General features: G+C 68.7%; 14 protein-coding genes and 1 pseudogene. 8 read left to right on the top strand and 7 right to left on the bottom strand.

Going from position 1 to position 19,814, the window contains the following annotated elements; translation table 11 throughout:
* Nucleotides 1-79 precede the first annotated feature (79 nt).
* From AB6732_RS00115 to AB6732_RS00130, 4 genes are all read right to left on the bottom strand, one after another.
* Nucleotides 80-910, bottom strand: a complete 831-nt coding sequence (locus tag AB6732_RS00115) for a bifunctional allantoicase/(S)-ureidoglycine aminohydrolase (RefSeq protein WP_370957490.1) — start codon at nt 908-910, stop codon at nt 80-82.
* A gap of 18 nt (nt 911-928) precedes the next feature.
* Nucleotides 929-2,194, bottom strand: coding sequence for an aldolase (locus AB6732_RS00120; RefSeq protein ID WP_370957491.1), 1,266 nt, complete (start codon nt 2,192-2,194; stop codon nt 929-931).
* Nucleotides 2,194-3,792, bottom strand: a complete 1,599-nt coding sequence (gene aceB / locus AB6732_RS00125; RefSeq protein ID WP_370957492.1) for a malate synthase A — start codon at nt 3,790-3,792, stop codon at nt 2,194-2,196. The genes AB6732_RS00120 and aceB overlap by 1 nt, the downstream gene beginning before the upstream one ends.
* Nucleotides 3,793-3,866: 74 nt before the next feature.
* Nucleotides 3,867-5,282 carry an NAD-dependent malic enzyme gene (locus AB6732_RS00130; RefSeq protein ID WP_370957493.1) on the bottom strand — a complete coding sequence of 472 codons (1,416 nt, stop codon included), beginning with the start codon at nt 5,280-5,282 and terminating at the stop codon, nt 3,867-3,869.
* 228 nt (nt 5,283-5,510) lie between these two features.
* On the opposite strand from AB6732_RS00130, the gene AB6732_RS00135 reads away from it, so the two are divergent.
* Nucleotides 5,511-6,266, top strand: coding sequence for an IclR family transcriptional regulator (locus AB6732_RS00135; RefSeq protein ID WP_370957494.1), 756 nt, complete (start codon nt 5,511-5,513; stop codon nt 6,264-6,266).
* A gap of 537 nt (nt 6,267-6,803) precedes the next feature.
* Complete coding sequence (locus AB6732_RS00140) at nt 6,804-7,376, top strand: hypothetical protein (RefSeq protein WP_370957495.1); 573 nt, start codon at nt 6,804-6,806, stop codon at nt 7,374-7,376.
* Between the two features lie 61 nt (nt 7,377-7,437).
* Here AB6732_RS00140 and AB6732_RS00145 read toward each other — a convergent pair whose 3' ends face one another.
* Both AB6732_RS00145 and pucL read right to left on the bottom strand, forming a co-directional pair.
* Nucleotides 7,438-8,907 (bottom strand): nucleobase:cation symporter-2 family protein, encoded by a 1,470-nt coding sequence (locus tag AB6732_RS00145; RefSeq protein ID WP_370957496.1) that lies wholly within the window; start codon nt 8,905-8,907, stop codon nt 7,438-7,440.
* A gap of 275 nt (nt 8,908-9,182) precedes the next feature.
* Entirely contained in the window at nt 9,183-10,094 is a 912-nt protein-coding gene (gene pucL, locus AB6732_RS00150; RefSeq protein WP_307498064.1) for a factor-independent urate hydroxylase, read from the bottom strand.
* Between the two features lie 411 nt (nt 10,095-10,505).
* Between pucL and AB6732_RS00155 the strand changes: the two genes are divergently transcribed.
* Nucleotides 10,506-10,715, top strand: coding sequence for a hypothetical protein (locus AB6732_RS00155; RefSeq protein ID WP_370957497.1), 210 nt, complete (start codon nt 10,506-10,508; stop codon nt 10,713-10,715).
* Nucleotides 10,716-10,816: 101 nt separating this feature from the next.
* Here AB6732_RS00155 and AB6732_RS00160 read toward each other — a convergent pair whose 3' ends face one another.
* Nucleotides 10,817-12,166 carry an 8-oxoguanine deaminase gene (locus AB6732_RS00160; protein ID WP_370957498.1) on the bottom strand — a complete coding sequence of 450 codons (1,350 nt, stop codon included), beginning with the start codon at nt 12,164-12,166 and terminating at the stop codon, nt 10,817-10,819.
* Between the two features lie 391 nt (nt 12,167-12,557).
* Between AB6732_RS00160 and AB6732_RS00165 the strand changes: the two genes are divergently transcribed.
* From AB6732_RS00165 to AB6732_RS00185, 5 genes and pseudogenes are all read left to right on the top strand, one after another.
* Nucleotides 12,558-13,043 (top strand): nucleoside deaminase, encoded by a 486-nt coding sequence (locus AB6732_RS00165; protein WP_066215998.1) that lies wholly within the window; start codon nt 12,558-12,560, stop codon nt 13,041-13,043.
* 14 nt (nt 13,044-13,057) lie between these two features.
* Entirely contained in the window at nt 13,058-14,605 is a 1,548-nt protein-coding gene (locus AB6732_RS00170; protein ID WP_370957499.1) for an NCS2 family permease, read from the top strand.
* 100 nt (nt 14,606-14,705) lie between these two features.
* On the top strand, nt 14,706-15,860 hold the full coding sequence (locus AB6732_RS00175) for an XdhC family protein (protein ID WP_370957500.1): 1,155 nt from the start codon (nt 14,706-14,708) through the stop codon (nt 15,858-15,860).
* Nucleotides 15,861-15,989: 129 nt separating this feature from the next.
* Nucleotides 15,990-16,886, top strand: a pseudogene (locus tag AB6732_RS00180) (FAD binding domain-containing protein); the annotation flags it as partial.
* Nucleotides 16,887-16,922: 36 nt separating this feature from the next.
* Nucleotides 16,923-19,757, top strand: coding sequence for a molybdopterin-dependent oxidoreductase (locus AB6732_RS00185; protein ID WP_370959565.1), 2,835 nt, complete (start codon nt 16,923-16,925; stop codon nt 19,755-19,757).
* Nucleotides 19,758-19,814 lie beyond the last annotated feature (57 nt).

Genomic DNA, 19,814 nt, shown 5'->3' on the forward strand with positions numbered 1-19,814 from the left:
GCCTCACCCCCCAACGCCGACGGCCGCCGTCGTGCCCCTCCTTCGAGAGTGCACGACGGCGGCCGTCGCGGTCAGCGGCTCAGCCCGGCAGCGGTGCGCCGGTGAGCTTGATCTGGCGGTTCTGATCCTTGTAGAGCAGGTAGCGGAACTGGCCGGGGCCGGAGGCGTAGCAGGCCTGCGGGCAGAACGCGCGGAGCCACATGTAGTCGCCCGCCTCGACCTCCACCCAGTCCTTGTTGAGCAGGTACATGGCCTTGCCCTCCAGGACGTAGAGGCCGTGCTCCATGACGTGGGTCTCCGGGAAGGGGATCACGCCGCCGGGCTGGAAGGTGACGATGTTGACCTGCATGTCGTGGGCCAGGTCGTCCGACGGCACGAAGCGCTGGGTCTTCCAGACGCCGTCGGTGTCCGGCATCGCGGTGCCTTCGACGTCCTTCTCATTGGTGACGAAGGACGTGGCCTCGTAGCCTTCGAGACGGTCGTAGGCCTTGCGGATCCAGTGGAACGTGGCGATGTCACCACTGGTGTTCTCCACACCCCACTCGTCGCCGGCGGCCAGGTACGCGTAGCCGCCTTCCTCCATGACGTGCTGCTCGCCCTTGAGGTTCAACGTGAGCGTGCCCTTGACCACGAAGATGACGCCCTCGACGCCGGACTCGAACTCGGCCTTCGGCGCGCCGCCGCCCGGCCCCACCTCGACGATGAGTTGGGAGAACGTGGTGGCGAAGCCCGAGATCGGGCGGGCGATGATCCACGAACGGGTGTTCGTGAAGCCCGGCAGGAGGCTCGTCACGATGTCCGTGAGAACGCCCTTGGGGATGACCGTGTACGCCTCGGTGACGATCGCGCGCTCGGTGGTGAGATGGGTCTGCGGCGGCAGGCCACCCGTGGGGTAGTAGAGATTTCCCATGAAGGACTCCTTCGTGAATCAGTGAGAAGTGGTGGCGAGCCGCGGGTGCGCGAGCACCGTCAGCTCCGGGAGTGCGACGCCGGTCAGGGCCAGGACCTCGTCCTCGCCGACTGCGCCGCACTGGACGCCGCGGAGGACGAAGTTGGCCAGCGCCCGCGCGGTCGCGGGCTCGTCCATGACGCCCGCGTCCGTCTGGGAGAAGTAGTTCTTCAGGCGAGTGGTGGCCGCGGCCAGGCCCTCGCGGTAGAAGGCGTAGCTCGCCGCGAACCGGCTCGGCAGCTGGTGCGCGTGCAGATCCCAGCCCTGGTAGTAGCCGCGCTCCAGGGAGCGGCGGACCAGGCGGCCGTGCAGCTTCCAGGCGTTCTCCACGTTGTCGCCCACGGGGATGATGTTGGTGGAGCCATCGGAGAGGCGGATGCCGGTGCCAGCCACGGCCAGCTGCATGATCTCCTTGGCCACATCGGCCACCGGGTGCTCCATGGACTGGTACTCGGCGGCGATTTGCAGGCTGGCGGAGTAATCGTACGTGCCGTAGTGCAGCGAGCTGATGCGGCCCGGCACCACGTGCGGCAGCTGCGCCACCGGATGCGTGCCCTCATGGCCGAGGATCAGCTGCGGCGTCTCCACCTGCACCTCGAAGCGCAGGCGGCCGGACGGCAGTCCGTGGATCTCCTCGAGGCGGGAGACCACGTGGTCCATGGCCGTGACCTGGTCCACGGTGGTCACCTTCGGCAGGGTCAGGACCAGGCCGTCGGGCAGGCCGCCCTGTTCCACGAGGGTGGAGACGAAGAGGTCCAGCGTGCGCAGGCCACGGGCCCGGGTGGGGGCCTCGAAGCACTTGAAACGGATGCCGATGAACGGGGGAGCCGTGCCGGCCTCCACCGCCTGGTGGACGGCCTTGGCGGCGGTCACGACGTCGGCGTCCTCGGCCTCGTCGCCACGGTTGCCGTAGCCGTCCTCGAAGTCGAGACGGAGGTCCTCGATCGGCTCGTTCGCGAGCTTGGCCGCGACGCGCGGCGCGACGGCGGCGTTCAGCTCCTCGGACTGACCCAGCAGAGCGCCCAGGGCCTCGAGCCCGCCGTGCTGCGCGACGACGTCGTTCGCGGCCTGTCCCCATTCCGCGGCGAAGTCCGGCGTGAAGCGGTCCGCGGAGACGTAGACGGTGTGGATGGGCTGGCGGCTGCCGTCATCGCCCGGGTAGTTGCGGTCCAGGAGGGTGTCCGTGGCCGCGAGCCGGGTTTCGACGTCCGCCAGATCGGCGGCGGAAAGTGAGGTGCCCGCCATCAGTCGACCAGCTCGTAGGCCGGGGTGGTGAGGAAGTCGACGAAGTCCTCGCCCAGGCACAGCTCGGCGATCAGTTCGCTGGCGGGGGAGTAGAACTTCTCGAAGGCCTCTTCGCCCACCTCGCCGCGCAGCTTGTCGGTCTCCTCGGTGAGGATCTGCCGGACGAGCTCGCGGGTGACGGTGTTGCCGGTGTCGGCCAGCACGGAACCGGCGTTGATCTGCTGCCACACCTGGGAGCGGGAGATCTCGGCGGTGGCGGCGTCCTCCATGAGGTTATGGATGGCCACGGCGCCGTTGCCGGAGATCCAGACGGCGGTGTAGGCCACGGCCACGTAGAGGTTCAGGCGCAGGCCGGCCTCGGTGACCTCACCCTTGGCGGAGGCGACGTCGAGCAGCTGGGCCGCGGTGACCTCGACTTCGGGGCGCTGCTTGTCCAGCTGGTTCGGCTTGTCGCCGAGGAAGGAGTCGAACACCTCGACACAGATCGGGACAAGGTCCGGGTGCGCCACCCAGGAGCCGTCGAAGCCGTCGGTTGCCTCGCGGGTCTTGTCGTTGCGGACCTTGGCGAACGCGGCCTCGGTGACCTCGGGTTCGCGGCGGTTCGGGATGACGGCGGCCATGCCGCCCATGGCGAAGGCGCCGCGCTTGTGACAGGTCTTCACGAGCAGTTCCGTGTAGGCGCGCAGGAAGGGCGCGGTCATCTGCACGGAGGCGCGGTCCGGGAAGAGGAAGTCCTCGCCGGCGTCGCGGAAGTACTTGACGATGCTGAACATGTAGTCCCAGCGGCCGGCGTTCAGGCCGGAGGCGTGGTCGCGCAGTTCGTAGAGGATCTCCTCCATCTCGAACGCGGCCGGGATGGTTTCGATCAGCATGGTGGCGCGGATGGTGCCGTACGAGATGCCGACGTACTCCTGGGCGAAGGTGAAGACGTCGTTCCAGAGGCGGGCCTCGAGGTGGCTCTCCATCTTGGGCAGGTAGTAGTACGGGCCGTGACCGTTCTCGATCAGTTGCTGTGCCACGTGGAAGAAGTGCAGACCGAAGTCCACGAGCGCGCCCACGGCGACCTGGCCGTCCACCAGGACGTGCTTCTCGTCCATGTGCCAGCCACGCGGACGGGTCACGACGACGGCGAGCGGCGCATCCGTGCGCAGCCGGTACTCCTTGCCCTCCGGCGAGGTGTAGGAGAGGGTGCCGCGGGCGCCGTCGCGCAGGTTGAGGATCGCGTCGATGACGTTGTGCCACGTCGGGGTGCTGGCGTCCTCGAGGTCGGCGAGCCAGACCTTGGCGCCGGAGTTCAGGGCGTTGATGGCCATCTTGGCCGGCGAGGCCGGTCCGGTCATCTCGACGCGGCGGTCCTGCAGGGCCGCGGGGGCCTCGGCGACCTTCCAGTCGCCCGAGCGGACCTCGGCGGTCTCGGGAAGGAAGTCCAGGGTCCCGGTCTTGGCGACCTGCTCGCGCTTGGTGACGCGGGCGTCGATCAGCTCATTGCGGCGTGCCGCGAACTTCTGGTGCAGGGCCTCCACGAAAGCGAGGGCTTCCGGGGTGAGGATCTCCTCGGCGCGCTCCACCGGCTGGGGGTTGGTGACGGTGATGGTCATGTGCTGTCCTTACTTCTCCACGGTGCCGTCCGGCCCCGTGGGGCCGGACGGCGAGTGCTGGATTACCCAGCCGGTCAGAGGGCTGCCACTGCCTCAGCAGCGGCCGAATTGGCGTGGGCGGCAGCGGCGACGGCCGCGGCGACGTCCTTGGTCACCTGAAGATCGAAGATGCTCGGGATGATGTAGCTGGCGTTGAGCTCATCATCCGCCACGCGGTTGGCGATGGCCTCGGCGGCCGCGACGAGCATGTCCGGCGTGATGTCGCTGGCCCCGGCGTCCAGAAGACCGCGGAACAGGCCCGGGAAGGCCAGCACGTTGTTGATCTGGTTCGGGAAGTCGCTGCGCCCGGTGGCGACGACGGCGGCGTGCTTGGACGCGACGACCGGGTCCACCTCGGGGGTCGGGTTGGCCATGGCGAAGACGATCGCGTCGTCGGCCATGGACGCCACGTGCTCCTCGGCGAGGATGTTCGGAGCGGAGACGCCGATGAAGACGTCGGCGCCTGCGAGCGCGTCGTGGAGGCTGCCGGAGAAGCCTTCCTCGTTGGTGTTGGTGGCGATCCACGTGCGGTGGTGGTCGTCGTAGCTCTCACCCTTGTGGATGGCGCCGGAGCGGCCGGCGGCGATGATGTGCTGCGCGCCCTGGGCCTTGAGGAGCTGGATGATGGCGGAGCCGGCGGCGCCGACGCCCGAGACCACGATCTTGACGTCCTCGATCTTCTTGCCCACCACGCGCAGGGCGTTGACGAGGGCGGCGAGGGTGACGATCGCGGTGCCGTGCTGGTCGTCGTGGAAGACCGGGATGTCGAGCTCGTCGCGCAGGCGGGCTTCGATCTCGAAGCAGCGGGGAGCGGCGATGTCCTCGAGGTTCACGCCGCCGAAGACGGGTGCCAGGAGCTTGACGGTGCGGATGATCTCCTCGGTGTCCTGGGTGTCCAGGCAGACCGGCCAGGCGTCGACGTTGGCGAACTGCTTGAACAGAGCGGCCTTGCCTTCCATGACGGGGAGGGCGGCGGCCGGGCCGATGTTGCCGAGACCCAGGACGGCGGAGCCGTCCGTCACCACGGCGACCGTGTTGCGCTTGACCGTCAGGTTGCGGGCGGCAGAGGGATCCTCGGCGATCGCCATGCAGACGCGGGCGACGCCGGGCGTGTAGGCGCGGGACAGGTCGTCACGGTTGCGGAGCGGGACCTTCGGGACCACCTCGAGCTTGCCGCCGAGGTGCATGAGGAAGGTGCGGTCCGAGACGTGGAGGACCTTGACGCCGTCGAGGGCGTTCAGGGCGGCTTCGACGCGCTTGGCGTGCTCGTCATCCGTGGTGTTGCAGGTGACGTCGACGACGATGGTGTTGTGGTGCGATTCCGCCACGTCCAGTGCGGTGACGGCAGCGCCGGCGTTACCGACGGCGGCGGCCAGTTCGCTGGTCGCGGTGAAGCTCGAAGGGGCCTCGACCCGCAGGGTGATGGAATTTCCGGGGCTGGGATTCGCCATTGAATTCTCCTCCAGTGTTGGGCCCGCGGAGCGTCAGCCTCCCGCGAGATGTTTTCGTATTATGGATATTATTCTCTACAAAGTGGAAAGACAAGAGCAATTGCTCTTGCTTCTGGACCGTTTCTAACTGTTGGATGGTAGGCAGACGGTCCACGGCTCTTTCCACTATGCGGATAAGATTTACCGGACGGTACCGCACCATACGCAACGAAGCGGGAAGGAGTTGAGATGGCTGAGAAGACCTCAGGCGGAGTTCAGTCCGTGGAACGCGTCTTTGAACTGCTGGAACTCATCACTGATGCGGGCGGAGACGTGACGCTCAGTGAGCTGTCCTCCTCCACGGATCTGCCACTGCCCACGATCCACCGGCTCCTGCGGACCCTCGTGTCGCTCGGCTACATCCGGCAGCTGCCCAACCGGCGCTACGCCCTCGGCCCGCGGCTGATCCGCCTCGGTGAGGCGGCCTCGATGCAGCTCGGCGCCGTCGCGCGCCCACAGCTCAAGTTCCTGGTGGACCGCCTCGGCGAGACCGCGAACATGGCGGTGCTGGACACGGACATGATCATCTACGTCGCCCAGGTGCCGTCGCCGCACGCCATGCGCATGTTCACCGAGGTGGGCCGGCGTGCGCACATGCACGCGACCGGTGTGGGCAAGGCGATCCTCGCCCAGCTCGACGACGAGACCGTGCGCGGGATCGTGCAGCGCGCCGGGATGCCGACGCCGACCGTCAAGAGCCTGGGGTCCGTCGAGGCCCTGCTGGACGACCTCGCCTTGATCCGCGAACGCGGCTACTCGATCGACGAGGAGGAGCAGGAGCTCGGAGTGCGGTGCTTCGCCATGGCCGTGCCGAACGCGCCGACCCCGTGCGCCATCTCGGTCTCGGGCCCGATCACCCGCGTGGACCAGGCGTTCTCCGAGCGGGCCGTCCCGATGCTGACGGAGGCCGCCAAGGCCCTGTCTCAGGAGTTCAACCGGGTCTGACCCACCCGTCCCTCCCCCTCCCCCCTCCGCGAAGTCACAGATGGCGCCCCTACCGAGAGGTTTTAGGGGCGCCATCTGTGACTTCGCGGTGTGAGGCTTCGCAGTCCTGTGGATAACCCATTCCACGGTGCCTGCTGGTGGGCAGAATGAGGCATGCCTCGTCGCCCTTCATCCTTGCCGCCAGAGCTCGTGATCGCCTCATTCGCTCTCCCGCATTCCGACCGGCTGGGTGTTCCACGGAAGCGGACCCGCGGGTCGGATCTGCACGTTCCGTCGCGGGGGATCCGGGTTCCTTCGTGGCCGGTGGAGTCTCACGCGGACGCTCTGCGCGCCTACACGGAACTCGACCCGTCGGTCACGTTGGTGGACCTCAGCGCTGCTGGGATCTGGGGTGCTCCCTTGCCCTTCTGGATTCAGGCCTCCGCTGAAGTCCGACTGGCGCGGCCGCGTGGATCCGGGCAGCCGCGGCGGAAGCGGGTCACCGGCCGGAAGCTGACCTTCGCTCCGGGTGAGGTGGTCGTGAAGGATGGGGCCCGGGTGACTTCCCCGGCGCGAACGTTCCTCGACCTGGCCGAACTGCTCCCACTCCACGACCTGGTCGCCGCAGGAGATTACTTCGTCAACGAGCACGTCGAACCTCACCCGCGCCCGAAAATCCCCCTGTGTGCCATGGCCGACCTCCGACGTGTCGTCGCGGCGCATCCGGGAAAACGCGGGGTGAAGAGCGCCCGAGCAGCGTTGGACCTCATCAGGGTCGGCGCGGATTCCGCCCAGGAGACTTTCCTCCGTCTGGCCCTGATCGACCATGGATTGCCGGAGCCGGTGCTCAATCATTCGCTGGATCTTCCGTGGCGAGGCCCGTGCGTCTGGCCGGACCTCGCCTATCCGCTGTCGAAGTTGTCCGTCCAGTACGACGGCGAGACTCACCGGGACACCGCGCAGTTCCGTCGCGACTTCGAGCGTCAGCGGCTGACCGAGGAGGCCGGGTGGACGGAGGTGCGGATCGGCCACGGCGACCTCAAGGGAAGCCGGCCGTTCGCCGTCGTGCGTATCCGGGAAGCGCTGCTGAAGGCCGGTGTTGAGCCGCCCACCCCGCGAGGGAACAGTTGATGCCCGGAAGAGCACGTCTTCCGGGCATCAACTGTTCCCTCGCGTGAAGGAGAGGGAGCGGCTAGTGGGCCCCGCCGGATTCGACCTTGACTTCCTTGCCGTCGCAGTCGATGAGCTTGCCGTTCTCGAAGCGGTCACCCTCCCGCAGGCCGCGGAGGTCCTGCGGGGTGAGGACGCGGTCCGTGCCGGCCACGAACACCGAGGAGTTCTTGGAGTTGCCGGTCTTGAAGTAGTTGAACAGGAGGTTCAGCAGGATCGCCATGAGGGCGGCCGAGCTGATGCCGGAGTGGAAGATGGTCACGAACCAGTCCGGGAAGGCGTGGTAGATGTCCGGCTTGACCACGGGCAGCAGACCGAAGCCCAGCGAGGATGCCACGATGATGAGGTTCATGTTGCCCTTGTAGTCCACCGTGGACAGGGTGCGGATGCCGGAGGCGGCCACCGTGCCGAAGAGGACGATGCCTGCGCCGCCGAGGACCGGCATGGGCACGGCGCCCACCACGCGGCCCATGACCGGGAGCAGGCCGAGGACGATCAGGATGACACCGCCGGCGCTGACCACGAAGCGGCTCTTGATGCCCGTGATGGCCACCAGACCCACGTTCTGGGCGAAGGCGCTCTGAGTGAAGGAACCGAACACGGGGGAGACGGCGCTGGAGATCATGTCGGCCCGGAGGCCGTCGGCCACTCGCTTGCGGTCCACCTTGGTGCCGACGATCTCACCGACGGCGATGATGTCCGCGCTGGTCTCGGTCAGGGTCACCAGGATCACGATGAACATGGAGATGATGGCGGCCACGTTGAACGTCGGCAGGCCGAAGGCGAACGGGGTCGGGAACGCGAAGATCGGTCCGTTGCCCACGTTGGAGAAGTTGGCCTGGCCCGTGAACACGGCGATGATCGTGCCGATCACCATGGCCAGCAGGATGGAGAGCCGCGAGATGGTGGCGCTGCCGACCTTGGACAGGATCAGGACGATCACGAAGGTGAGGCCCGCGAGCCCGACGTTGGCCATGCTGCCGTAGTTGTCGGCCTTGGCGTTGCCGCCCATGACCCAGTTGGCGGCCACCGGCATCAGCGTGAGGCCGATGGTGGTGATCACGGTGCCGGTCACCACCGGTGGGAAGAAGCGCAGGATCTGCGAGAAGAGCGGTGCGATCACGAGACCGATGATCGAGGCCACGATCACCGAGCCGAACACGGCCGGGAGACCGCCGCCCTGGGAGACGATCGCGCCCATGGTGGCGACGCCCGCGAAGGACACACCCTGCACCAGCGGGAGCTGCGAGCCGAAGAACTTGATGCCGAGGGTCTGGAGGAGGGTCGCCGCGCCGCCCATGAAGAGACAGCTGGCGATCAGGACGCCGATCTCGTCCGGCTTGAGGCCCGCGGCCTGGCCGATGACGAGCGGCGGCGCGATGATCCCGCCGTACATGGTGAGAACGTGCTGGAATCCGTACGCGAAGGTGCTGCCGAGGGAGAGGCGCTCATCCTCCGGCCGGGTGGTGGGTTTGACGGTTGTTGCACTCATTTCAGACTTCCTGTCTGCCTAATGATTGGTGGGGTGCCGCGGCGTTGCGGCGATCGGCCGGCATCGGTGGGGGCACCGGGGGCCTGGGAAGGTGGTGCGGCGCGTTCCGGCGCCATTGCCGGAAACGGTCACAAGATCAAAGGAACGACGACGCCTGGTCGCCGAGTGGGTGCGCTCCGGGAGGGGGGGTGTCACCCGGGCTGCGCTCGCGGCCGCCTCGGTGCAGAGCAGGCACGAGGGGCGCTGGTGGCGCGCAGCCCGGGCGAGTCAGGGGATCAGCAGAAGCCGACGATGCCGTCCCAGGCGTTGCCCGGGTCGGAGATGGTCTCGCGCTCGAAGTTGGCCTCGATCAGGCCGTACGGGCGGTCTGCGGCGAAGAAGACCTCGCCGGGGTTGTCGAGACCGAACGGGGACAGGTCCACCACGAAGTGGTGCTTGTTCGGGGTGGAGAAACGCAGCTCGTCGATCTCCGGGTGTGCCGCGAAGACCTTCTGAGCCATCTGGAACAGGGTCTGCTGCAGCGCGTAGGAGTACTCCTCGGAGAAGCCTTCCAGGAGGAGGGCCTTCACGGACTCGTAGGTCGCGTTGTAGTCGATGCCACCCTCGGCGACGGCGTCGTTGCGGTAGCGCCAGCGGGCGGAGACGTCGGTGGCGAGGATGCGGTCCGTGGTCTCCTGCAGGGTGGTGTACTTGTCCTTCGGGTAGCCCACGAAGCCGGACTGGGTGGACTTGAGGACTGTGAGGTCGTTCAGGCCCGAGATGACGTAGAGGTCGTCGCCGTCCTTGGTGACGACGGCGTTGCGCACTTCCTGGCCCTTGCGGACGAAGGAGTGGTTGTGCTCCTCACCGCCGGCGAGGATGCGCTCCCAGGCGAACTGCTCGGCCTCCCAGCGGCCGCCCGTGACCCACTCGAACTCACCGGTGAAGTGGTTGGCCAGGCGGATGAGGAATTCCTCGGGGGAGCCGATGCCGTCACGGGCGAAGGCGAAGACGGTGTTCTTCTGGGTGTCGGTGGGGACCACGTGGGCGTTGTCGCCGTCGATGTGCGCCGCGGTGAAGTCGCCGCGGAGCTGCGAGGTGACGTTGAGATCCTCGATCTCGTGGCGGTCCGTGTCGCGGGTGATCTTGACGACGCGGTTCTCCGCCTTGCCGTACTGATTCTTGCCGAGGACGATGTTGTTGCTCATGGTCTTGTCCCAACTTTCCTGATGGATGCTCAGTCCACCGTTGTCGTGTCGTGCGCCGTGCGGCGCCTGTTGGCGGATCCCGGCACAAAAAAATGAGCCGACATCCGTGGATGCCAGCTCATTACGACCCTGCCTGCTGCTCTCAGGTATCCGTGATCTGCGTCACGAATTGAGAATCATCCTAGACCCGGGTTTCCGGTGTTGTAAATCACATTTTCTGACTGATTCAAAAGTGGCGATTGTGACAGTGCCGGTTGGCGACGTCCCCGGAGGGGGTCTTGACGCCCTCCGGCCCTCTTCGTATACTTTTCACAGAACAGAAAAGTTCTTCCGCAATACGGAAGTAAGCGGAACATCAGCTACGGATCGTCCGCTCGGTGCGGACCCTGGGCGAAAGGTAAGGAGTAGATCATGCAGGATCGCAGCAGCACCACCCGGATTCACGAACTCGCGGCACAGGCCCGCACTCAGGAGTTCTACCTGCCGCTCGGCGGCACCGATCCAGACTTCTGCCTGCCGGCCTACCGCCGGGCCCGCGAAGCGGAGGCCGCCAAGGGCCGTCCCGCCAACCGCTGGGTCAAGGGCCTGCCCTTCTTCCGCAGGCCCGCCTCCGGTTCCTGAGGGGCTGGCTCCAGAGTCCGAACTCCGCCCCTGAACCCAGAGAACCCCCGGTCGACGACGCCCGGGGGTTCTTCGGTGTGCGGGACCAGGTGGGTGTGCCGTCAGACGGAGATGATCCGGCGCGCGGCGGCGCTGTGCCGGCGGATGAGGTCCTCCAGGTCCAGACCCGGGATCTCGCCGTCCACCACGCGCCACTGTCCGCCGACCATGACGCGGTCGGCGCGGTCGGCGCCGCAGAGCAGCAGGGCCGCGAGCGGATCGTGGCTGCCGGAGAAGCGGAGTCCGTCGAGACGGAAGAACGCCAGGTCCGCCTGCTTGCCCACCTCGAGGGAGCCCAGGTCGGCCTCCCGTCCGAGCACGCGAGCCGATCCGAGCGTCGCCCAGCCGAGCGCGCGCTCCACGGGGATGTCCGCGCCGTACCGCAGCCGCTGCAGGTAGAGAGCCTGCCGGGCCTCCTGGATCATGTTCGACGCGTCGTTGCTGGCCGAACCGTCCACGCCGAGGCCCACGGGAGCTCCGGCGTCCTCCAGCTCGACCACCCGGGCGATGCCGGAAGCAAGGCGCATGTTCGACGTCGGGCAGTGCGCGACGCCGGTGCCCGCGGCGCCCAGCCGGGCCACCTCGGCGTCGTCGAAGTGGATGCCGTGGCCGAGCCAGCTCTGCGGCCCCAGCCAGCCGACGCTTTCGAGGTAATCCACGGTGCGCAGGCCGAACATCTCCCGGCAGAAGTCCTCTTCGTCGAGGGTCTCGGCGAGGTGGGTGTGCAGCCGGACGCCGCGGCGGGCGGCGAGGCCGGCGCTCTCCGTCATGATCTCCCGCGTGACCGAGAACGGCGAGCAGGGGGCGAGCGCGATGTGGAGGTCGGCGTCGCGGGCGGTGGAGTGATAGGTGTCGATCAGCCGTTCGGCGTCCGCCAGGATGGTGTCGCCGTCCTGGACCACGCTCTGCGGCGGGAGTCCGCCGTCCTTCTCGCCGAGCGTCATGGAGCCGCGGGTGAGGGTCGCGCGCATGCCGAGGCTTCGGACGGCGCCGGCCTCGATGTCGATGGCGTCGTCCAGACCGGCGGGGAAGACGTAGTGGTGATCCGCCGCCGTCGTGCAGCCCGAGAGGAGCAGTTCCGCCAGGGCGGCGGTGACCGCGAGCTCCAGGCTCTCCGGGGTGAGCCGCGCCCAGACCGGATAGAGGTTCTTCAGCCAAGGGAACAGCTTGGCGTTCGCGGCCGGCCCCCACGCGCGCGTGAGGGTCTGGTAGAAGTGGTGGTGCGTGTTGATCAGGCCCGGCGTGACGACGTGGGCGGAGGCGTCGAACGTCTCGTCGACCGGTGTCGCGGGGCTCTGGCCCGAGGCGAGGATCTCGGCGATCACGCCGTCCTCGATGACGATGCCGCCGCCGGCATCCTGCTCCGTGGCGGTGAAAGCGGCGAGGGGGTTTTTGATCCAGATCCGGCCCATGGCTGGCGTCCTTCCGTGCGGGGAATGTGTGCCAGCTCAGTTATGGCCTGTCTGCTGATCCAGGTGTCATCAGGGTAGGGCTGCGCCGGTTCGCGGTCAATCATGACCGCTTCGCTCAAGGCGCGTGAAGTTCAGATCAGCGGCGTCCTCCCAGCTCAGCCGCAATGTTCCGCAAGATGGAAATCAAATTTCAAAAAAGTATGGCGCAGCTCACAGGTCCTCTGCTAGATTCGTTCCTGCCAAAGGCGGGCACCCCGAACACGGGACGCTATCTACCAGGCGTTACAACAAATCCTTCACAGCACAACGTTGGATCCTGGTCGACGAAGCCCGCGCAGCTCTCAGTGGCTTCCGCGCGGCCGGATCCAGCCTTCGCAAGGGAGTCTCTGAGATGAGCACCACCGCCACCAAGGAATTGGCCGCCGCAGTCCAGCTGGCCACAGACAACGTCCTCAACAACGGAGGCCCGTTCGGCGCCCTGATCGTCACCTCCGACGGTCACCGCTTCGACGGCGTCAACCGCGTCACCGCCACCAACGATCCCACGGCCCACGCCGAGGTCACCGCCATCCGCACCGCCTGTGCGGCGCTCGGCACCTTCGACCTCAGCGGCGCCACCCTCTACACGAGCTGCGAGCCGTGCCCCATGTGCCTCGCGTCCGCACTCTGGGCCCGCGTCTCCCGCGTGGTCTTCGCTGCGGACCGCCACGATGCGGCCTCCGCGGGCTTCGACGATGCCGTCTTCTACGACTACTTCGACAAGCCGGAGACCCGTGGCATCATGCCGGTGGTCCGGGCCGAGCTGGATGCCGAAGGCCCCCAGCGCATGGACCCCTTCACCACCTGGAACACGCTCGACTCCCGGATCGATTACTGAGGGAGGCGTCCCCGATGTCCATCACCTCAACCCAGTCCGGCACTCACGGCGGGAATTCAGGGAACACCAGCGCCCGGGGCAAAAAGGCCGGCCCGTCCGGCGGACCTGCCCAGACCAGTGGCGCCCCGGGCGGCACGAGCCCCCTGGACCGCTTCTTCGAGATCACCCGGCGCGGCTCCACGGTGGCCCGTGAGATCCGCGGCGGCGTGGTCACCTTCTTCACCATGGCCTACATCGTGGTGCTCAATCCGCTCATCCTGGGAGGCTTCTCTGCCGACCGGGCCCCGCGGGACGTCCTCGGAGGCTGGCTTTCCGCGCTCCAGGTCGGGGCCGTCACTGGCCTGACCGCCGGCGTCATGACCATCATCTTCGGTCTGGTGGCGCGGCTCCCGTTCGGCCTCGCCGCGGGTCTCGGAATCAACTCCTTCCTGGCCGTCTCCGTCATCCACGAGGTCACCTGGCCCGAAGCCATGGGCCTCGTGGTCATCAACGGCATCCTGATCGTCCTCTTCGGCATCACCGGCGCCCGGACGGCCATCTTCAAGGCCGTGCCCAAGGAACTGAAGGCTGCGATCACGGTCGGCATCGGTTTGTTCATCGCCTTCATCGGCTTCGTGGACTCCGGTTTCGTGACGCGCACCCCCGGCGGTCCGCCGGTCCAGCTCGGCACCGACGGGTCCATCGCCACCATCCCCACGCTCGTGTTCATCATCGGGCTGCTCCTCATGAGCGTCCTCGTGGCGCGCAAGGTGCAGGGCGGTCTTCTGATCGGGATCGTCGTGGCCACCATCCTGGCGGTCGTGGCGGAACAGGTCTTCCACATCGGCGCCGCCGGTCCTGACAACCCGGGCGGCTGGCACCTGAACACCCCGGTCATCTCGGGACAGCTGGTCTCCGTGCCGGATCTGTCCCTGGTGGGCCAGGTCGACTTCTTCGGAGCGTTCGGCCGGATCGGCGGCCTGGCCGCGACCATGCTCGTCTTCACCCTGGTCTTCACCAACTTCTTCGATGCCATGGGCGCCATGACCGGCCTGGCGAAGAGCGCGGGTCTGTCCTACAAGGACGGCACGTTCCCGCGGCTGAAGAGCGCCTTCATCGTGGAAGGCTTCGGCGCGGTGGCGGGTGGCCTCAACAGCGGCTCCTCGAACACCGTCTACATCGACTCGGCCGCCGGCATCGGCGAAGGCGCCCGCACCGGCCTTGCGTCGATCGTCACCGGACTGCTGTTCATCGGCTCGATGTTCCTGACTCCGCTGACGTCCGTGGTCCCGCTCGAAGTGGCGGCCGGAGCACTCGTGGTGGTGGGCGCCCTCATGATGTCCCAGATCCGTGAGATCCGGATGGACAAGTTCTCCGTGGCCCTGCCCGCGTTCCTGACCATCGTGACCATGCCGCTGACCTACTCGATCGCGAACGGCATCGGGGCGGGCTTCATCTCCTGGACCGTGGTCGCCACGGCCTCGGGGAAGGCCCGTAAGGTCCACTGGCTCATGTGGGTGGTGACCGTGGGATTCCTGGTCTACTTCGCCCGCGGCCCGATCAACACGCTGATGGGCGTCTGACGGGAACCGTCCCGCAGGGGGCATCCTGACAGGAACATCCGGCGCACCGGCGCCGGACGCCCCGCACGTGAGAAGGAATCCCCAGGAAAGGAGGAGCGCGGTGCTGGAACTCGGACGGCATTTCGACGGCTGGGCCCCCGCCCGCGACGGCGAGGACCTGGTGGTCGCGACCATCGTGGCCACCAGCGGTTCCACACCGCGCCCCGCGGGGACGTCCATGCTCGTCGCCGCGGGAGGCGGCATCCTCGGCAGTCTCTCCGGAGGCTGCGTCGAGGGCGCCGTGGTCGCCGCGGCGCAGGAGGTCCTGGCCTGTGGCGGGGCTCGTCGCGAACGCTTCGGCTACAGCGCCGAGGACGCCTTCGCGGTGGGACTCACCTGCGGCGGGGAACTGGAAATCCACCTGAGCCGGCTCAGCGAGCCCGAGCGGATGGCCCTCGCCTCCGCGCCGGTGGCCCTGCTGCGCCGCCTCGACGACGACGGCGCGCCCGCAGTGACGCTGGCCGCGCCGTCGTCGGGGGCCGGCATCGCCCGGGAGGCCTGGGTGGGCCTGCTCGGTCTGGGGGCCGCACCCGAGCCGGTCCAGGAGGAACTCCTGGCCCGGGCACGCACCCAGGTGGAGCCGCTGCTCCGGCAGGGCCGCTCCGGGCTCGTCCGGGTGGCGCCGCCCGAGGGATGCCACGACGGCGAGGCCGACACGCGCCCGCTGGAGCTGTTCGTCGAAAGCCGGCTCCCTGCGCCGCGGGCCGTCGTGGTCGGGGCGAACGACTTCTCCGAAGCGCTCCTCCCGGTCCTGAAACTCCTGGGCTTCCACGTCACCCTGTGCGACGCCCGGCCCGGTTTCGCGGCCCAGACCCGGTTCGCCCTGGCCGACTCCGTGGAGCGCACCTGGCCGCACCGCTACCTGGAACGCCAGGCCGAGGAGGGGCTGCTGGACGAACGCAGCGTGCTGTTCGTCCTCTCCCACGACCCCAAGTTCGACGTCCCCCTGCTGCTTACCGCGCTGCGCCTCGACCTGGCTTATGTGGGCGCCCTCGGGTCGCGGCGCAGTGACCGGCAGCGCCGCGCGTCGCTTCTGGAACAGGGCCTGGAACCCGGTTTCCTGGATCGGCTGCATTCGCCCATCGGACTGGACCTCGGCGCCGTCACCCCGGCGGAGGTCGCGGTGTCGATCGCCGCGGAACTGGTGGGCGTCCTGCACGGCGCGCCTGGGACCTCCGGTTCCCTCTCGCGGGGGAGCGGCCCCCTGCATCACTGACCACATCACTGACCAGCTCACCAGGCCGTGCCCTCACGGTCGGCACATCGGAAAGACCCTGCCACCGGCGGCGGGACGGCGCGACGAAGCACCGTTCCGGCTTCGGGGCATCGCAGTAAGGAGGACGACATGGACATGAACACCATCGAGCAGGTGGTGCCCACCGCCGACCCGGCGCAGTGGCGTGACGGGGATGCGTGGCTGGCCGGCGGGACGGTCCTGTACTCCTACGGGAGCAGCACCCTGAAGAGGCTGCTGAGTCTGCACGACGCCGGCTGGGAGCCGGTGACCGTGCACGAGGACGGGCTGGAACTCGCCGCCACGTGCACGGTGGCCCGCGTGTACGCGCTGCCCAGCGAACTGGCCGGGCGCGCCGACTGGCCCGGCATCGCGCTGTTCCGCCCCGCCTGCGACTCCTTCGTGGCGTCCTTCAAGATCTGGAACATGTCCACCCTGGGCGGCAACCTCTGCACCTCGCTGCCCGCCGGTCCCATGATCTCCCTGACCGCGGGGCTCGACGGAGTCGCGCTGATCCTCTCCCCGGACGGGACCTCGCGGCGGGTGCCGGTCGCCGACTTCGTGACCGGCGACGCGCGGAACGTCCTGGCGCCCGGGGAACTGCTGCGGAGCGTCTTCCTGCCCGCGACGGCCCTGCGCGCCCGGGTGGCGTTCCGGCGCCTCTCGCTCAGCAAGCTCGGCCGGTCCGGCGTGCTGCTGATCGGGCGCCTGGACGAGGACGGGACCTTCCTCCTCACCATCACGGCGTCCACCAAGCGGCCCGTTCAGCTGCGGTACGAGGGGACGGCGGGGTCGCCGGTCCTCCCGGACGCCGCGGCCCTGACCCGCGACATCGAGGCGGTGGTTCCGGACGGGCTCTGGCATGACGACATCCACGGGCTTCCCGCATGGCGCCGGGACATGACGCTGCGCCTGGCGCGCGAGATCCTGGCCGAGCTGGGCGGTGCAGCGACCGCAGGAGGCGGGGACGGCGTCGTCGTGTCCGGTGACTTCTGGCCGCCGGTCGCGCCGAAGGAGGCGTCCGCGGAGCTCGCCGCGATCGGCCTGGACGCGCTCGCCACGGACACCACCGGCGACACGATCGTCATCAACGGCGCCCCCGCCACGGCCGAGCCGCGCGCCGGGCAGTGCCTCCGGACCTTCCTGCGCGAACAGGGCAACACCGGCGTGAAGAAGGGCTGCGACGGCGGCGACTGCGGCGCCTGCACCGTGCACGTCGACGGCAAGCCGGTCCATTCCTGCCTCTACCCGGCCGCGCTCGCCGGAGGCCACGAGGTGACGACCATCGAAGGCCTCGCCGCCACCTGCTCGCACGGCTCCCACGGTAACCACGACGGCGCCGCCCCGGGTGACGCCGGCGCCCTCCACCCGATGCAGCGCCAGTTCCTGGAGACCCAGGGCTTCCAATGCGGCTTCTGCACGGCGGGCATGATCATGACCAGCGCCACCTTCTCCGAGGAGCAGAAGCAGGACATGCCCCGGAACCTGAAGGGCAACCTCTGCCGCTGCACCGGCTACCGGGCCATCGAGGATGCGATCCGGGGCGACGCCGACGGTAAGAACCGCGGCCACAGCGGCGGCATGGGGGACAACGTCCCCGCTCCGGCCGGGCCAGGCGTCGTCACCGGCGCGGTGCAGTACACCCTGGACGCGGATCCCGCGGACTTCCCGGGCCTGCTGCACATGAAGCTCCTGCGCTCGCCGCACGCGCACGCGCGGATCGTCTCGATCGACACGTCGGCCGCCCTGGCCGTGCCCGGCGTCGTGCGCGTCTTCACGCACGAGGACGTCCCGGACCTCCTCTACTCCACCGCGCAGCACGAGCTGGTGGAGGACGACCCGGATGACATGCGCATGCTGGACACCGTGGTGCGGTTCGTCGGGCAGCGGGTGGCCGCCGTCGTCGCCGATTCCGTCCAGGCCGCCGAAGCGGGGGTCCGGGCCCTCGAGGTCGAGTACGAGGTGCTGCCCGCCGTGTTCACGCCGGAGGAGGCGATCCTGCCCGGCGCGCCGACGGTCCACGGGGAGAAGGACGGCGCCGTCGCCCGGATCTCCCGGCCGCAGGACAACGTCCTGGCCGAACTGCACTCCGAGCTGGGGGACGTGGACGCCGCGTTCGCCACGGCGGACGTGGTCCACGAGAAGGAGTACCGCACCCATCGTGTCCAGCACGTGGCGCTGGAGACCCACTGCTCCATCGCCTGGGTGGAGGACGGCGTGCTCACGGTGCGCTCCTCCACGCAGGTGCCGTTCCTGGCGCAGCGCACCTTGGCCCGGATCTTCGACCGGCCGCGGGACAGCGTCCGGGTCCTGACAGGCCGCGTCGGCGGCGGTTTCGGCGGGAAACAGGAGGTCATCACCGAGGACCTCGCCGCGCTGGCCGCCCTGGAACTCGGCGTGCCCGTGCAGCTCGAATTCACGCGGTCCGAGCAGTTCACGGCCACCACCACGCGCCACCCGTTCCACATCCGGCTCAAGGCCGCGGCCCGCCGGGACGGCACGCTGACGGCTCTCCAGCTCGACGTTCTGACGAACACCGGGGCGTACGGCAACCACGGCCCGGGCGTCATGTTCCACGGCTGCGGTGAGTCGGTGGCGGTCTACAACTGCGCCAACAAGCGGCTCGACGCGCAGGCCGTCTACACCCACACCCTGCCCTCCGGGGCTTTCCGCGGCTACGGTCTCAGCCAGATGATCTTCGCGGTCGAATCCGCCATGGACGAGCTGGCCCACGGCATCGGCATGGACCCCTGGGAGTTCCGCCGGAAGAACATGGTCAGGAAGGGCGACCCGATGCTCTCCTCGCACAGTGAACCCGAGGAGGACGTGCTCTACGGCAGCTACGGCCTGGACCAGTGCGTGCAGCTCGCCGAGGACGCCCTGCGCCGCGGCGCCGAGCGGGAGGCGTCGTTCGGCACGGAGCTCGGCGAGGAGTGGCTCGTGGGGGAGGGCAGCGCGCTGTCCATGATCGACACGGTCCCGCCGCGCGGACACTTCTCGCACAGCCGGGTCTCCCTCGGGGCCGACGGCCGGTACCTCGTGGAGTTCGGGACGGCCGAGTTCGGCAACGGCACCACCACCGTGCACACCCAGCTCGCGGCGGAGGCCCTCGGCACCAGCACCGACGCCGTCGACTACCGCCAGGCGGACACGGCGAACACCCGGCATGACACCGGGGCCTTCGGGTCCACCGGGACCGTGGTGGCGGGCAAGGCCACCCTCGCGGCGGCCACGGAGCTCGCGGAGCGGCTCCGCACGCTGGGCGCCGAGCTGCTGGGCGCCCCGGTGGAGGACTGCGTCCTGGGGCCCGACGGCGTCGCTCACCCCGGCGGGACGGTGAGCCTCGAGCGGCTGCACGCCGCCGCCGTCGAGCGCGGGCTGTCCCTGGAAGCCGACGGCGAATGGGGCGGCACGCCGCGCTCCGTCGCCTTCAACGTGCACGGCTTCCGGGTGGCGGTCAGCCGCGTGACGGGCGAGATCCGCATCCTCCAGAGTGTCCAGGCCGCCGACGCCGGCAAGGTCGTCAATCCGCGCCAGTGCCGGGGCCAGGTGGAGGGCGGGATCGCGCAGGCGCTGGGCGCGGCGCTGTACGAGGCGGTGCGGATCGACGACACCGGACGCGTCTACACCGACATCCTGCGGCAGTACCACATCCCGACCTTCGCGGACACGCCTCGGAGCGAGGTCTACTTCGCCGAGACCGAGGATTCCACGGGCCCGCTGGGCGCCAAATCCATGAGCGAGAGCCCGTTCAACCCGGTGGCTCCGGCCCTGGCCAACGCGATCCGCCAGGCCACGGGGGTCCGGTTCGGCACGCTCCCTCTGACCCAGGACGCCGTGTACCTGGGGCTCAAGGAGGCGGGGCTGACGCTGGTCTGAGTCACTTCCCGACGGGGGCCCGGGACCTCAGGTTCCGGGCCCACAGTGCGCTCACGG

Origin of the sequence: Arthrobacter sp. RCC_34 (assembly GCF_041360795.1) — a bacterium.
GTDB lineage: Bacteria > Actinomycetota > Actinomycetes > Actinomycetales > Micrococcaceae > Arthrobacter_E.

Excerpts from the sequence above, each read along its gene's own strand:
- AB6732_RS00115 (WP_370957490.1), bottom strand. The coding sequence starts at position 910 with ATGGGAAATCTCTACTACCCCACGGGTGGCCTGCCGCCGCAGACCCAT.
- AB6732_RS00120 (WP_370957491.1), bottom strand. The coding sequence starts at position 2,194 with ATGGCGGGCACCTCACTTTCCGCCGCCGATCTGGCGGACGTCGAAACC.
- aceB (WP_370957492.1), bottom strand. The coding sequence starts at position 3,792 with ATGACCATCACCGTCACCAACCCCCAGCCGGTGGAGCGCGCCGAGGAG.
- AB6732_RS00130 (WP_370957493.1), bottom strand. The coding sequence starts at position 5,282 with ATGGCGAATCCCAGCCCCGGAAATTCCATCACCCTGCGGGTCGAGGCC.
- AB6732_RS00135 (WP_370957494.1), top strand. The coding sequence starts at position 5,511 with ATGGCTGAGAAGACCTCAGGCGGAGTTCAGTCCGTGGAACGCGTCTTT.
- AB6732_RS00145 (WP_370957496.1), bottom strand. The coding sequence starts at position 8,907 with ATGAGTGCAACAACCGTCAAACCCACCACCCGGCCGGAGGATGAGCGC.
- pucL (WP_307498064.1), bottom strand. The coding sequence starts at position 10,094 with ATGAGCAACAACATCGTCCTCGGCAAGAATCAGTACGGCAAGGCGGAG.
- AB6732_RS00155 (WP_370957497.1), top strand. The coding sequence starts at position 10,506 with ATGCAGGATCGCAGCAGCACCACCCGGATTCACGAACTCGCGGCACAG.
- AB6732_RS00160 (WP_370957498.1), bottom strand. The coding sequence starts at position 12,166 with ATGGGCCGGATCTGGATCAAAAACCCCCTCGCCGCTTTCACCGCCACG.
- AB6732_RS00165 (WP_066215998.1), top strand. The coding sequence starts at position 12,558 with ATGAGCACCACCGCCACCAAGGAATTGGCCGCCGCAGTCCAGCTGGCC.
- AB6732_RS00170 (WP_370957499.1), top strand. The coding sequence starts at position 13,058 with ATGTCCATCACCTCAACCCAGTCCGGCACTCACGGCGGGAATTCAGGG.